The organism is Pelagibacterium limicola (assembly GCF_015694405.1).
GTDB lineage: Bacteria > Pseudomonadota > Alphaproteobacteria > Rhizobiales > Devosiaceae > Pelagibacterium > Pelagibacterium limicola.
The window spans coordinates 60,626-73,995 of record NZ_JADQDB010000004.1 but is presented as its reverse complement, the minus strand read 5'-3'; the positions used below and the strand labels follow the sequence as shown (position 1 = coordinate 73,995).

Annotated in this window: 14 protein-coding genes; 6 read left to right on the top strand and 8 right to left on the bottom strand. The window is 62.3% G+C overall.

Annotation, left to right across the window (positions count from 1 at the left end; all coding sequences use genetic code 11):
• Positions 1-153: 153 nt before the first annotated feature.
• The 4 genes from I2G20_RS09235 to I2G20_RS09220 form a co-directional block, all read right to left on the bottom strand.
• Positions 154-2,052 carry a methyl-accepting chemotaxis protein gene (locus I2G20_RS09235; protein ID WP_196259428.1) on the bottom strand — a complete coding sequence of 633 codons (1,899 nt, stop codon included), beginning with the start codon at positions 2,050-2,052 and terminating at the stop codon, positions 154-156.
• 104 nt (positions 2,053-2,156) lie between these two features.
• On the bottom strand, positions 2,157-2,924 hold the full coding sequence (locus I2G20_RS09230; RefSeq protein ID WP_196259427.1) for an SDR family NAD(P)-dependent oxidoreductase: 768 nt from the start codon (positions 2,922-2,924) through the stop codon (positions 2,157-2,159).
• Positions 2,925-2,942: 18 nt separating this feature from the next.
• The gene (locus tag I2G20_RS09225; RefSeq protein WP_196259426.1) at positions 2,943-3,659 is read right to left on the bottom strand and encodes a nucleoside/nucleotide kinase family protein; all 717 of its coding nucleotides are present in this window, start codon (positions 3,657-3,659) and stop codon (positions 2,943-2,945) included.
• Positions 3,660-3,661: 2 nt separating this feature from the next.
• Entirely contained in the window at positions 3,662-3,970 is a 309-nt protein-coding gene (locus I2G20_RS09220; protein WP_196259425.1) for a DUF6460 domain-containing protein, read from the bottom strand.
• Between the two features lie 86 nt (positions 3,971-4,056).
• Between I2G20_RS09220 and I2G20_RS09215 the strand changes: the two genes are divergently transcribed.
• Together I2G20_RS09215 and I2G20_RS09210 are read left to right on the top strand one after the other, a co-directional pair.
• Positions 4,057-6,537, top strand: coding sequence for a ligase-associated DNA damage response DEXH box helicase (locus I2G20_RS09215; RefSeq protein WP_196259424.1), 2,481 nt, complete (start codon positions 4,057-4,059; stop codon positions 6,535-6,537).
• 55 nt (positions 6,538-6,592) lie between these two features.
• Complete coding sequence (locus I2G20_RS09210) at positions 6,593-6,961, top strand: DUF4260 domain-containing protein (RefSeq protein ID WP_196259423.1); 369 nt, start codon at positions 6,593-6,595, stop codon at positions 6,959-6,961.
• Here the strand turns inward: I2G20_RS09210 and I2G20_RS09205 are convergent.
• A complete protein-coding gene (locus I2G20_RS09205; protein ID WP_196259422.1) occupies positions 6,958-7,542 on the bottom strand; it encodes a GNAT family N-acetyltransferase in 585 nt (194 codons plus the stop codon). The genes I2G20_RS09210 and I2G20_RS09205 overlap by 4 nt on opposite strands.
• A 164-nt stretch (positions 7,543-7,706) precedes the next feature.
• On the opposite strand from I2G20_RS09205, the gene pdeM reads away from it, so the two are divergent.
• Complete coding sequence (pdeM, locus tag I2G20_RS09200) at positions 7,707-8,411, top strand: ligase-associated DNA damage response endonuclease PdeM (RefSeq protein WP_196259421.1); 705 nt, start codon at positions 7,707-7,709, stop codon at positions 8,409-8,411.
• A 1-nt stretch (position 8,412) separates the two neighbouring features.
• Here the strand turns inward: pdeM and I2G20_RS09195 are convergent, their stop codons facing one another.
• Together I2G20_RS09195 and I2G20_RS09190 are read right to left on the bottom strand one after the other, a co-directional pair.
• Positions 8,413-9,513, bottom strand: a complete 1,101-nt coding sequence (locus I2G20_RS09195) for a quinone-dependent dihydroorotate dehydrogenase (protein ID WP_196259420.1) — start codon at positions 9,511-9,513, stop codon at positions 8,413-8,415.
• Positions 9,510-9,857: a DUF952 domain-containing protein gene (locus I2G20_RS09190; protein ID WP_196259419.1), complete on the bottom strand. Its 348-nt coding sequence runs from the start codon at positions 9,855-9,857 to the stop codon at positions 9,510-9,512. The genes I2G20_RS09195 and I2G20_RS09190 overlap by 4 nt, the downstream gene beginning before the upstream one ends.
• 215 nt (positions 9,858-10,072) lie before the next feature.
• Between I2G20_RS09190 and I2G20_RS09185 the strand changes: the two genes are divergently transcribed.
• Together I2G20_RS09185 and aac(6') are read left to right on the top strand one after the other, a co-directional pair.
• Positions 10,073-10,714, top strand: a complete 642-nt coding sequence (locus tag I2G20_RS09185; RefSeq protein WP_196259418.1) for a S24 family peptidase — start codon at positions 10,073-10,075, stop codon at positions 10,712-10,714.
• 2 nt (positions 10,715-10,716) lie between these two features.
• Positions 10,717-11,142, top strand: coding sequence for an aminoglycoside 6'-N-acetyltransferase (aac(6'), locus tag I2G20_RS09180; RefSeq protein ID WP_425502637.1), 426 nt, complete (start codon positions 10,717-10,719; stop codon positions 11,140-11,142).
• 10 nt (positions 11,143-11,152) lie between these two features.
• Here the strand turns inward: aac(6') and I2G20_RS09175 are convergent, their stop codons facing one another.
• On the bottom strand, positions 11,153-12,796 hold the full coding sequence (locus I2G20_RS09175; RefSeq protein ID WP_196259416.1) for a lysine--tRNA ligase: 1,644 nt from the start codon (positions 12,794-12,796) through the stop codon (positions 11,153-11,155).
• A 162-nt stretch (positions 12,797-12,958) separates the two neighbouring features.
• On the opposite strand from I2G20_RS09175, the gene I2G20_RS09170 reads away from it, so the two are divergent.
• A complete protein-coding gene (locus I2G20_RS09170; protein ID WP_196259415.1) occupies positions 12,959-13,363 on the top strand; it encodes a tellurite resistance TerB family protein in 405 nt (134 codons plus the stop codon).
• Positions 13,364-13,370 lie beyond the last annotated feature (7 nt).

The window sequence follows — 13,370 nt, the reverse complement described above, 5'->3', positions numbered from 1 at the left end:
TTGCCCGACCGTCTTCGACCTCATACCCATCGCGTCAAAGGAGAGGCGCAGCGAATGCCCGAATGACAATGGTTTTGGAGCGCTCGGAGAACCCTTGATATTGCCCCGGGGATTCGTTCCCCGGGGTTTCAGGCTGTCAATCGCGGGGTACCCTCAGAATTCCGACCAGTCTTCCTTGAGCGCCGCGCTGCCGGCGGAACGATAGGCCGGGGCCGGTTTTGGTTTGGGAGTCGTGACGGAAGACGCCGCACCGGACTCGTCGACAACAAAGATTTCCACGATGCGGTCGAGTTCGGAGGCTTGCAGTTCGGTCTGCTCGATGGCGGCGTTGGTCTCTTCGACGAGAGCCGCGTTGTGCTGGGTCATTTCGTCCATCTGGTTGATGGCCGTCGAGACCTCGCCGATAGCGCCGGATTGTTCGGTGTTTGCCTGGGCGATTTCCTGCATAAGTCGGCTGTTGTCCTGCACGGCCTTCAGGATGCCTGCAAGCTTTTCGGCGGCGCTGGCGACGAGGCGTGAGCCTTCGCCAACTTCGGTACTGGACTGTTCGATCAGCACCTTGACCTCAGCAGAGGCCTCGGCTGCCGACTGGGCTAGGCGACGGACCTCGATGGCGACGACGGCAAAACCCTTCCCCGCTTCTCCAGCGCGCGCCGCTTCAACCGAGGCATTAAGAGCCAACAGGTTGGTCTGGAAGGCGATATCATCGATCATGCCGATGATGTTGGAGATCTTGTCGGAGGAAGACGTGATCCGCTCCATCGCCTGGGTTGCCGACGCCATCACCGTTCCGCCTTCGCCAGCCAGATTGGCCGCGGCCTGGCTGTGCGAATAGGCGGCTGTCGCCTTTTCCGCGTTCTCGCCGACATTGGACTTCAGCTGATGCACGGCCGCCGAGGTTTCCTCGATGGCCGCAGCCTGACGGGTCGTGCGCTCGGAGAGATCGTTGGCACCGGCGAGGATTTCGCCGGTCGCGGTCTTGAGCGCACGCGAGGTCTGGCGCAGTTTGAGCATCACTTCGCTGAGGCGATCGGCGGTACGGTTGAAATCGGTTTTCAGGCGCTCGATCTTGGGCGGCAGGACGGCGGTGATGCGGTAGGACAGATCGCCGGCGGCAAGCGCGGCAAGGCCGGTAGCGAGGTTTTCGACCGCTTCCATATCGGCCTCGGTCTCGCGCTGTTTTTCGGCCTGGGCGGCCAGACGCTCCTGTTCGGACTCGGCCCGTTCGGTTTCGCGCTGACGGCGCGCCTCAAGCGCTTCGGCCTCCATCGCCTCCTTGTCGATGGCGGCCTGCTTGAAGACGAGCACAGCGCGGGCCATATCGCCCACTTCGTCGCGCGCTTCGGCGGCCGGAATCTCGACTGTGCTATCGCCTTCGGCGAGCCTGCCCATAGCAGCGGTCAGAGCATTGACCGGGCGGGTGATGGAGCGGGTAATGACGAAGGCCGCGCCGCCCATAACAAGGAAGCCTGCACCCAAGGCTGCGGAAAGCAGCAGAATGTTCTCCCAGAACTTAGCGTCGAGATCATCGGTGTAAACGCCAGTCCCGACGATCCAGCCCCAGGCGGTGCCGGCGACGTGGGAAATCTTGGGCTGGGGTTCATCGCTTCCGGGCTTTGGCCAGAGGTAATCGACAAAGCCCGATCCCGAGGCCCGAACCGTCTCCACGAACTCCACGAAAAGAAGCTTGCCGTTGGGATCGGCGTTCTGGGACAGGTCCTGCCCATCGAGCTCGGGGCGGATGGGGTGCATGATCATGCGGGGGTGAGAATCGTTGATCCAGAAGTATTCCACGCCATCATAGCGCATCGACCGGACCGCAGTGAGCGCGCGGGCCTGGGCCTCCTCCTCGGACAACTCTCCTGCTGCCGCCATGCCCGCATAATTCTCGATGACCGCCGCTGCGGTATCGGTCAAGCCGCTCAGCATGGTGCGACGCTCGTCGACAAGTTCGCGCTGCGTGTTCAACAGGCTGAAGATGGTGCCGATGGTCATCATCACAAGCGCCAGCGCGCCCATGAGATAAAGCCGGGAAGAGATGCGCAGTGTCATTACCAAGTGTCCGTTCCATAAATCCGATCCCCGGATTTAATAGACACCACCTATGGTAAACGCGGCTCTAACAGTGAGCGTCATTTCCCAGGAGATACAGCCGGTCAGGCCGAAAATTCCTCGCGCTTCAAGATGACGGGCCGCTGGGGCACCTGGCAGACAGGCATCACCTCGATGACGTTGACATTGACATGGGCCGGGAGGTTGGCCAGCCACCACACGGTCTGTGCGATATCCTCGGGCATCAGCGGATCGTTGTCGGCGTACATCTTTTCATTGGCCTCGAAATCGCCGCCGGTGCGCACGGCGGTAAACTCGGATTTCGCATGGCCGGGCTCGAGCGCCGTGACGCGGATGCCCGTCCCCATCGTGTCGGTGCGGAGGTTTGCACTGAACTGGTGCACGAAGGCCTTGGTGGCGCCATAGACATTGCCGCCGGGATAAGCGAAACGCTGGGCGATCGAGCCCACATTGACGATCGAAGCCCCCCTTCCCACCTGCTTAAGCAGCGGCAAAAGTTCGAGCGTCGTGTGGATAAGGCCCATGATGTTGGTTTCGACCATTGTGCGCCAATGGGCAGGATCGATATCCGGGATGGGGTTCGTACCGAGGGCCAACCCGCCATTGTTGAAGAGGCAGGTGACGGGCTGGAAATTTTCAGGGATCGCCTTGACCGCAGCCTTGATGCTCTCGTGATGGGTCAGATCCATCTCGATGCCATGCACGAATTCGGGGAATTGGGCTTCCAGTTCGGCCAGCCTCTCGCGCCGCCGGCCCGTGGCGATAACCTTCCAGCCATTCGAAGCAAAATGCCGCGTGGTCGCAGCGCCGAAACCGGAGGTTGCGCCGGTGATGAAGATGACGGGTTTCATGGGCTGAGTGTCCCGGAGCTATTGAATGGAAATCACGAGATCCGCATGGCGGCCCGTATCTGAAACCAGATCGTAGTTCGGCAGATCGACTTGCTCAACATGGCGCACGATATGATCGGGCGAAAAAAGCCCGTGTTCGGCGTGGCGGGTCAGAAGGCGCGCTCGCACGGTTTCGCGGGGGATATCGAGATAGACAGCCATATCGAGCAGCGGGCGGACATGGTGCCAGGGTGGAGTATCGAGGAGGAGGTAATTGCCCTCTACGATCAGGACCTGTGTTTCGGGCGCGATGGTGTAGCCATTGTCAGTCACATCCTCGATGTCGCGGGTGTAGATGGGACCGGAGATCGCTTGAGTTGCGGTCTTCGCATGTGTGAGGAATTCGGCGAAGGCTTGCGCCTCAAATGTTTGCGGAGCGCCTTTTTGTGCGGTGAGGCCGAGGGCTTCGAGCTTGGCATGACGCATGTGAAAGCCGTCCATGGGAATGGCGGCGGTGGGGATGCCCGAGGCGTTCAGCGTGTCGATGAGCCTGGCGGTGATGGTTGATTTGCCCGAGCCGGGGCCGCCGACGAGGCCGATGACCGCGCGGTGGCGAGGAGAGATCGCTGCCCCCTCCGCTCGTGGGAGAGGGGCTGGGGGTGAGGGGGCTGCGGTGCCAGAAACAAGCACGGAAACCCGCCTCAAAAGTTCGGCCGCGACGGCGTCGGCAGGAAGGATCAAGCGTTCGGGATGCACGTTCAGCGTCTGCGGCCCATGGAGGCGAAGCGGAGGATGATCCAGACCGGAATGACGATCATTGCGCCGGTCAGCACATAGCCCCAGGCGTCGCGCAAGGCGCCGAAGCCATTGGCGAAGATACCCGAGAAGAAGCGCTCGACCGAGCGGAAGATATCGTTGGGAGAAACGCCGAACATGGCCATGAGGAAGCCGACGAGCAGGCTCATCAGGATGAGGCGCACCGCAACGCGGCCCGGCGTGTCGCCGAGAAAGGCGACAATGGCCGGGGGGCGTTCCCTGGGATCGCTTCTCTCGCTAGTGTCTGGCATGGCCGGTTCCGCTTCGATGTCGTGATTCCTCTTGTAGCACGCCAGATGGGGACGGAAAGCCGCCAGTTAAAGAGGACGCCGACCGTTTGACCGCCCTGTCGCCCATTGTCGAGGACTGGTTTTCTGCCAAGGGCTGGGCAGCGCGCTCGCATCAGCTCGACGTGCTGGCGGCGGAACGGGCTGGCCATTCGGTGCTGCTGATCGCGCCGACCGGGGCGGGAAAGACCCTTGCGGGTTTTCTTCCTTCCATAGAGGACCTTATCGCCACCCCGCATGACGGGCTCCATACGCTCTACATCTCGCCCCTCAAGGCACTGGCCGTGGACGTGGCCCGGAACCTCATGGCGCCGATTTCCGAGATGGGGCTCAAGATCAAGGTGGAGACGCGGACAGGCGATACGCCCGCCGCGCGGCGGCAGCGCCAGCGGTTCGATCCGCCAAACGTTCTGATGACGACGCCCGAGCAACTGGCGCTGCTGCTCTCCCATGCCGATAGCGCGCGGCTGTTCGGGAACTTGAAGCGCATCGTGCTCGATGAACTGCATGCGCTGGTGACCTCCAAGCGCGGGGATTTGCTGGCGCTAGGAGTGGCGCGGCTGGCGCGATTGTCACCGCACGTACGGGTGACAGCGCTATCGGCGACGGTGGCCGAGCCCGAAATCCTGCGCGAATGGATCGGCGCGCCCGTAGCGCCACGGCCTGCGGTCCTGATCCATGCGCCGGGCGGGGCGACGCCGGAACTTTCAATATTGGCCAGCGAGGATCGCGTGCCCTGGGCCGGGCATTCCGCCGCCTATGCAGTGCCCGATCTGATGGAAACGATCAAGCGGCACGGCACGACGCTGCTGTTCGTCAATACGCGCTCGCAGGCCGAAATGCTGTTCCAGAATCTCTGGGCAATCAACGAAGAGGCGCTGCCGATTGCGCTGCACCACGGGTCGCTATCGGTCGAGCAGCGGCGCAAGGTGGAGAGCGCGATGGTGGGCGGCAATATCCGTGCAGTGGTCTGCACCTCGACGCTCGACATGGGCATCGACTGGGGTGATGTCGATCTCGTTGTGCAAATCGGGGCGCCCAAGGGCGCAAGCCGCATGCTGCAACGCGTTGGCCGCGCCAATCACCGGCTCGATGAACCCTCCAAAGCCATGTTCGTGCCCGCCAACCGCTTCGAAGTGCTCGAATGCGAGGCCGCGCTGGAAGCGGTGGCGGCGGGCGCGCAGGACAGCGAGCGGCCCTTGCCCGGCGGGCTGGACGTGCTGGCGCAGCATATTCTGGGGCTGGCCTGTGCCGCGCCGCTCGATGCCGATGCGACATTTGCCGAGGTGACCAGTGCGTGGCCCTATCGCGAGGTGAGCCGTGAGAAGTTTGATCGTGTGCTCGATTTCGTTTCGACCGGCGGCTACGCGCTCAAGGCCTATGAGCGGTTCGCGAAACTGCGCAAGACGCCGGACGGGCTGTGGCGGATCGCCAACCCGCAGATCGCGCAGCAATACCGGCTCAATGTCGGCACCATTGTCGAGGAGCCGATGCTGAAAGTGCGGCTGGTGCGAGCGCGGGGGATAAAGAAGGGCGCGACGACCGGGCCGATCGGGCGCGGCGGGCGGATGCTGGGGGAGATCGAGGAATACTTCATCGACCAGCTGGTTCGCGGCGACACCTTCATGTTCGGCGGTGAGATCGTCGCCTTCGAAGGGGTGGTGGAGACCGAGGCCTATGTGAGCCGTTCGTTTTCCCAGAACCCCAAAATTCCCTCATACATGGGCGGCAAATTCCCGCTTTCGACCTTTCTGGCCGATGGCGTGCGGCGCATTATTTCGGATCGCGACAACTGGCGCGCGCTGCCCGATCAGGTGCGCGAATGGCTTGAGTTGCAGGCATTCGCCTCGGTGCTGCCGGGTCGCGAGAGCCTGCTGGTCGAAACCTTTCCGCGCGCCGACAAGCATTATCTCGTCTGCTATCCCTTCGAGGGGCGGTTGGCGCATCAGACGCTGGGTATGCTGCTGACACGGCGGCTGGAACGCGCGCGGGGGCAGCCGCTGGGGTTTGTGGCGTCCGATTATGCTATTGCCATCTGGTGCGCGAGCGATCTTTCCGCGCTGATCCGCACGGGGCGGTTCTCGCTCGACCAATTGTTCGACGAGGACATGCTGGGCGATGATCTCGAAGCCTGGCTCGATGAGTCAGCGCTCATGAAACGCACCTTCCGCAACTGCGCGATCATCTCTGGCCTGATCGAGCGCCGGCACCCCGGCAAGGAAAAATCGGGGCGGCAACTGACGATGAGTTCGGACATCATCTATGATGTCCTATACCGCCACGAGCCCGACCATATCCTCATCGAAGCCACCCGCCGGGATGCGGCGCGCGGTCTGCTGGACATTGAAAGGCTGGGCACGGCACTCAAACGCATCAGGCGGCACATCCAGCACAAACCATTGGAGCGGATTTCACCACTGGCCGTGCCGGTGCTGCTCGATATCGGCAGGGAGCCGATTTTCGGGGAGGGACGGGAGGCCGTGTTGCGCGAAGCGGCGGAGGATCTGATTGCGGAGGCTATGGGGCGGTAATCCAGCATTTCGAATCGTGCAAGTCTAGAGCAACGCTCGCATTTTTGAGGCACATATGGACAGGTTGATCCTCTGGCTGCGCATCGAAGGCGCTTTGGTGTTCGCTGCTGGCGTTGCGGTGCAGTTTCATTATTCGGAACTGGACTGGTGGGTGGCGGTGCTGGTGTTTTTTGCGCCCGATCTCAGCTTTGCTGCTTATGCGCTTGGGCCCAGGGTTGGGGCGTTCGTTTATAATGCGGTGCACGTCTATGCTTTTGGCGCGGTGGTCTTTGCGGCAGGCATATTATTGGGCATTCCGGTGATTGCGGCGCTTGGGATCCTTTGGCTGGCGCATTCGGGGTTTGACCGGATGTTCGGCTATGGGCTCAAATCGGACGAGAGCTTTCACCAGACGCATCTTGGGCCGATTGGGCGCGGGCGCTAACGCCCCAGCTTGGCCGCCAGATTCGCCTTCACGGCGGGCCATTCGGACGGAATGATCGAATAGACGCAGGTATCGCGCAGCGAGCCATCGGGCATGCGCATGTGGTGGCGGATGATGCCGTCGGGTTTGGCGCCGAGGCGTTCGATGGCGCGGCGGCTCTGGTGGTTCATGAAATGGGTGCGGAATTCGACGGCGAGGCAATCGAGCGTCTCGAAGGCATGCCCGAGCAGCAGCAGCTTGGCTTCGGTGTTGAGCGGGGTGCGCTGGACGCTTTTCGCGTACCAGGTGCTCCCGATTTCGACGCGCGGACCTTTGAGGTCGATGTTCATATAGGTGGTCATGCCCGCGATGCGGCGACTGGCCTTGTCGATGACCGTGAAGGGAAGCATAGACCCGGCAGCCTGCAGGCCCAGGCGACGGTCGATCTCGGCGGCCATGTTTTCCGGCCGGGCGATGGTCGTGTACCAGATCTCCCAGAGATTGCCGTCCTGCACAGCTGCGGCCAGGCCATCGTGATGGTCCTGGGAAAGCGGAACGAGTTCGACATGGCGGCCCGAGAGGGTGACTGGAGAGAGCGTCATTTATCGAGAACCTTGCGGGATTGATGGACAAGTGGCCGCAGAATCGCGGGTCAACTACCGAGCTTGAATGGATAACGCGGCGACGGAGGCAATGGAATGAAGTTTTGACGGGGTGTCAAATCTCCCCTACTCAAACTTTATTCGATGTGTTCAGGCGATTCGGCATGTCATCGGCGCACCCCCTGACCGACGGTGAAATAATCACGATCAGCTTCCGCGGGCAGAGCTTTGCGCCGCTGATTTCGGGTGCGCTCTATTGGCCAGCCCATGAGACGCTGCTGGTGGCGGACCTTCACCTTGAGAAGATGGCGAGTTTTGCACGGTCTGGGCAGTTTCTTCCGCCCTATGACACGGCAATGACGCTCGCGCGGCTCGAGGCCGACATTCGGCTTACGGGGGCCAAGAAGCTGATTGCGCTGGGCGACAGTTTTCATCGCGACGAGGGCGTGCAAACGCTCAACGCGCAGGACAGGACGCGGATTTCGCAGATCACAGGATCGCTGGACTGGGTGTGGATCGCGGGCAATCACGACCCCTCGGTGCATCGGCTGGGCGGGCTGTGCGTCAACGAGATTTCGGTTTCAGGGTGCCTCTTGCGCCATGAGCCCGAGCGCGGCGGGCAAGGGCTGATCGCTGGGCACCTGCACCCGGCAGCGCGGATCGCCATGAACGGAAAATCGACGCGGCGGCCCTGTTTCGTCTGGGACGACAACCAGTTGATCCTTCCCGCCTACGGTGCTTCGACGGGGAGTCTCAATATCCTTTCGGATGCCTTCGCGGGGCTCTTCAACCGCAGCAAGTTGCAGGTGATGGTGATGGGGCGCGACCGGCTTTATCCCGTGGGGCTCAACCGGCTGGTGCGCGGATAGTTCAAACGACGCCCCTGCCCTCGGCCCAATCGGTGACAGCCAGGCCGGTGAGTGCGGAGACAGACGACAAACCACGCGTAGCGACCGCGCCAGCGAGGCCGGATTTTATCTCCTCGACCAGTTCCAGCCCACCATAGACCAGCGCGGAATAGAGCTGGACGACGGTCGCGCCCGCTTCGAACTTGGCAATGGCGCTTTGGGCGGAGTGAATGCCGCCCACCCCAACGATAGGGAAATCGGGGCCGAGCCGCAGGCGCAACTGGGCGAGGCGCTGGGTGGCGAGGGCGAAGAGGGGTTTGCCCGAGAGGCCGCCGGTTTCGGAGGCGTTAGGGAGGCCCGCGACAGCATCGCGCGCAAGCGTGGTGTTGGAGACGATCAACCCATCGATGCCGCTTGCCGCGACGATACGGGCGATGGAATCCATCTGTGGCTCATCGAGATCGGGGGCGATCTTCAAGAGAATCGGTGTCTGGCGCGGCTGGGCGGCGCGGGTTTCGGTGAGGGCGCCGAGCAGGCGGGCAAGCGCCTCGTCTGCCTGGAGGTTCCTGAGGCCCGGCGTATTGGGCGAGGAGATGTTGGCAGTGAGATAATCGGCGATGGGCGAGAAGGCTTTGACGCCGGTCACGTAGTCGGCGACGAAATCCGCGCTGTCCTTGTTGGCACCGATATTGACGCCCAAGACGACGCCTGCATCGCGGTTCTTGAGGCGCTCGAAGGCAGCTTCATGCCCCTCATTGTTGAAGCCGAGGCGGTTGACGATGCCCATCGCTTCCGGAATGCGGAATACGCGGGGGGACGGATTGCCCGATTGCGGATGCGGGGTGAGCGTGCCCACCTCGACAAAGCCGAAGCCGACCCGGCCCAAGGCGCGCGGAACTTCGGCATTCTTGTCGAAACCGGGCGCCATGCCGACGGGATTGGGCAGATCGAGCCCGACGAACTTGACGGCAAGACTGGCAGGATCGGCGTTGCCCTTTGGCGCCAGCCCCATGCGCAGGGCATTGATGGTGGCGCGGTGAGCTGTCTCGGGCTCCATGCGCAAAAGCGCATCGCGGGTGAACCTGGCAATGGCCGGAGCCTTGAGAAGATCGATGAGGCTCATTGGGCGATCTCCGGCAGATCGAAACCACCATCGAGCCGTGCTTCGAGCGGGCGGTGGGTTGTGACGGCGCTCATGGGCAGCGGGGCATAAAGGTGCGGGAACAGCTGGCCGCCGCGCGAGGGCTCCCATGTGAGCGGCACCGGCAAAAGATCCGGATCGATGGTCGCGAGCACCAGACCGCCCTGCCCGCGGTAGTGCTTGTCCAGCGTTTCGGCAAGCTGGGCGGCGGTGGAGAAATGAATATAGCCATCGGTGAGATCGACCGGCGTGCCCTGGAGCTCGCCGGCAGCAAGAGCGGCGTTCCAATCGGGTTGCGAAGCGATCTTGTAGACAGGCTCTGCCATGCGCGGCTCCTCAGATATCGGGAATGCTCTAGAGCATTTGAGCGCTTTTGGGAAATGCCGTGGCGGAGGAATGATATCTCGCCTGCTCCCGGCACCGGCGCACAATAAAGCGAAGCAGCGGCGAGGAAGGCTTTACAAGAGGGTGGGCAGGTTATAGAGAGGAATAGGATTAGTTTCCGATGGCAGAGACTTAATTCCTTGGAGCGGAAGACGAGATGCTTTCACACCGCACGATCTGGGAGGCGCTGGATTCCCTTGCCGAACGGCATGGGCTGTCGACGTCTGGGCTTGCCAAACTCGCAGGACTGGATGCGACCGCATTCAATCCCTCCAAGCGCGTGAGCAAGGACGGTCGCGAGCGGTGGCCTTCGACCGAATCCATAGCCAAAGTGCTGGAAGCGACCAACGAGACGTTCGACGGCCTGCTTTCGGGCGTGGCATCCCATTTCCAGCCATCATCGCAGAGGTATGGCAATACGGTGCCGCTGCTCGGCTTCGCACAGGCCGGTTCGGGCGGCTATTTCGATTCGGCGGGCTTTCCGGCCGGACAAGGCTGGGACGAGGTGCGGTTTCCCGGTCTCGGTGACGGAACGGCTTATGCGCTCGAGGTTTCGGGCGAGTCCATGCAGCCGCTCTATCGGGACGGGGATGTGCTGATCGTCTCGCCCACCGAGCAATTGCGGCGCGGCGACAGGGTGGTGGTGCGCACCCATGAAGGAGAGGTGATGGCCAAAATCCTCCACCGCCGCACCGAAAAGCAGATCGAGTTGCACTCGATCAACCCCGACCATCCGCCGCGTATCTTCAAACCCGAGGAGGTGGACTGGATCGCGCGAATCTTGTGGGCAAGCCAGTGAGGATCGAGCGTGCTAGGCGCGAGGACGAAAAGGGCTGGGTCAGCCTGCGTTTTGCGCTTTGGCCGCAATCGGACCTGGCAAGCCATGCACGCGAGATCACCGAGATTCTAGCTGGCAATGACCGAACGCCGGCCTTCATTGCGAAAGGCGATGATGGACAAATGCTTGGCTTTGCCGAAGCGAGTCTCCGCCACGATTACGTCAATGGCTGCGAGACGTCGCCGGTGGCATTCCTTGAGGGCATATACGTTTGTCCCGAAGCACGAGGACTGGGGGTTGCGCGCCAGTTGGTCGCCCATGTCGAGGTTTGGGCCAGATCAACCGGTTGTGTGGAGATGGCATCCGACGCATTGCTCGGCAACACGACGAGCCATGCCATGCATCAAGCGCTCGGTTTTATCGAAACCCAGCGCGTGGTCTATTTTTGAAGAGGCTGGACTAGCCCGCCAACTCCCCCGCCAGCGCGCGTTCGATGAGATTACGGGTGTTGGCGACGCCATAGAGTGCAGCGAAGGAGCCAAAGCGCGGGCCGCGTTCCTGGCCAATGAGAACCTGATAAAGCATCTGGAAGAAGGCCCCGGATACGCCCGGACCGCCAGAGGGGCCAACACGCGAGCGGTCCTGATAGCGCTCAATCTCGCGCGCCACATCGAGCGCAGCGTTCTGGATCGCCTCGCCATCGGCGTCTTCGGGAAGTGCACCGAGCGCTTCGGAGAGGTCGGCGAGCGCCTTGCGTTCGACATCGTCGGGTGCGCGGTAGTTCTTCTCGACGAAATCAAGGAAGTAGCGGATGGCGTAGCCAACCAGCGCGTCGAGATGTGGGTGCGTCTCGGGGGTCACACCGGGGGCGTAGGCCGAGATATAGCCCCACATCACGTCGCGGTTTTCGGGATTTGAAGCCGTCGCGAGATTGAGCAGCAGCGCAAAGCTGACCGGCATGTCGTAGGCCGGTGGGCGGCCCGAATGGATATGGAAAGCCGGGTTTTCCAGAAGCGCGGGCGCATCCTGGCTCTGCGCGCTGGCAGCAAAGGCAAAATACTCGTCGACCGCCTTGGGGATGACATCGAAATGCAGGCGCTTGGCCGCCTTGGGCTTTCCGAACATGAAAAGCGAAAGGCTCTCGGGGCTGGCATAGGTAAGCCATTCCTCGATCGATAGCCCGTTGCCCTTGGACTTGGAAATCTTGGCGCCGTCCTTGTCCAGGAACAATTCGTAATTGAACCCTTCGGGAGGGGTTCCGCCGAGCGCGGTGACGATGCGGCTCGAGAGGCGCACGGAATCGATCAGATCCTTGCCCGACATTTCATAGTCCACGCCCAGCGCATACCAGCGCAGTGCCCAATCGGCCTTCCACTGGCACTTGACCGCGCCGCCGGTGACGGTGGTTTCGACGCGCTCGCCGGTGTCGGGATCGATATAGGCGATCAGCCCGCGGGCGACATCGCGCTCGACGACGGGGACCTGCAGCACCACGCCGGTTCGCGGGGAGATCGGCAGGAAGGGCGAATAGGTGGCGCGACGCTCTTCGCCCAGGGTCGGGAGAATAATCTCCATTACTTCGTCATAGACATCGAGCATGCGCAGCAGCGCTTCGTCGAACCGGCCGGAGGTGTAATAATCTGCAGCGGAGGCGAACTCGTAATTGAAGCCGAATGCATCAAGGAATCCGCGCAGACGCGCATTGTTGTGCGCGGCAAAGCTCGGCGCGTCCGACCCGAAGGGGTTCGGCACTCGCGACACCGGCAGGCCGAGAGCGGCCTCTAGCATTTGCGGATTGGGGACGTTGGTGGGCACCTTGCGCAGCCCGTCCATATCGTCGGAAAACGAGATCAGGCGCGTTGCGATGGAGTCGCCGGTGAGCAGCCGGAAGGCGGTGCGCACCATGGTCGTGCGCATCACTTCTCCGAAAGTGCCGATATGGGGCAGGCCGGAGGGCCCATAACCGGTTTCGAATATCGCTTCCTTCTTGCCCGACTTCTGAACCCGCGCAACGACTTTGCGCGCTTCCTCGAATGGCCAGGCGCGGGCATTGGGCGCGGCGGCAATAGCGGCAGGGTCGAGCGGTGGAAGGGCGTGGGACACCGGGGTCCATCCTAGCAAGTCGATAACGGGAAACAGATGCGGGGCTCGTGTTGCATCATCGGCTTCCAAAGGTCAATGGCTTGCTCGCTTTGGGCTTGCGCGCAAGCCCGGCTGTTCCTAGGGTTGTACCTCAGGATTTCCCCTCTGGACGAGCCACCGGCGATGCCCCTCTCCCCCACCGATGCCCTTATCTACACCATGGTCGTGACTGCAGTGTCCGATACCGACGTGACCGACCGGGAGATCGACCGCTTCGCGGCCCTGATCAGCCGTTGGCCGGTGTTCGAGGGGTTCGATATCGCGCGGCTGCCGGAGGTGGCGAGCCGATGCGTCGACCAGCTCAACAAGGGCGGTCTCGATGCCCTGCTCGCCGAAATCGCCGACGCCCTCGAACCGCGCCTGCAGGAAACGGCCTATGCGCTTGCCGTGGAAATCGCGACGGTAGATCTAAAGCTCAACCAAGAGGAACTGCGGCTCCTCGAGATGATCCGGGACGCGTTTTCGATCGACCGGCTGATTACGGCAGCCCTGGAGACGTCGGCGCGTGTGAGGCACCGGCGGTTGTAGACGTGCC

What these genes read in the sequence shown, in the direction of transcription:
- pdeM (WP_196259421.1), top strand. Translation starts at nt 7,707, where the DNA reads ATGTCATCGGCGCACCCCCTGACCGACGGTGAAATAATCACGATCAGC.
- I2G20_RS09220 (WP_196259425.1), bottom strand. Translation starts at nt 3,970, where the DNA reads ATGCCAGACACTAGCGAGAGAAGCGATCCCAGGGAACGCCCCCCGGCC.
- I2G20_RS09170 (WP_196259415.1), top strand. Translation starts at nt 12,959, where the DNA reads ATGCCCCTCTCCCCCACCGATGCCCTTATCTACACCATGGTCGTGACT.
- I2G20_RS09190 (WP_196259419.1), bottom strand. Translation starts at nt 9,857, where the DNA reads ATGGCAGAGCCTGTCTACAAGATCGCTTCGCAACCCGATTGGAACGCC.
- I2G20_RS09210 (WP_196259423.1), top strand. Translation starts at nt 6,593, where the DNA reads ATGGACAGGTTGATCCTCTGGCTGCGCATCGAAGGCGCTTTGGTGTTC.
- I2G20_RS09230 (WP_196259427.1), bottom strand. Translation starts at nt 2,924, where the DNA reads ATGAAACCCGTCATCTTCATCACCGGCGCAACCTCCGGTTTCGGCGCT.
- I2G20_RS09205 (WP_196259422.1), bottom strand. Translation starts at nt 7,542, where the DNA reads ATGACGCTCTCTCCAGTCACCCTCTCGGGCCGCCATGTCGAACTCGTT.
- I2G20_RS09195 (WP_196259420.1), bottom strand. Translation starts at nt 9,513, where the DNA reads ATGAGCCTCATCGATCTTCTCAAGGCTCCGGCCATTGCCAGGTTCACC.
- I2G20_RS09185 (WP_196259418.1), top strand. Translation starts at nt 10,073, where the DNA reads ATGCTTTCACACCGCACGATCTGGGAGGCGCTGGATTCCCTTGCCGAA.
- I2G20_RS09235 (WP_196259428.1), bottom strand. Translation starts at nt 2,052, where the DNA reads ATGACACTGCGCATCTCTTCCCGGCTTTATCTCATGGGCGCGCTGGCG.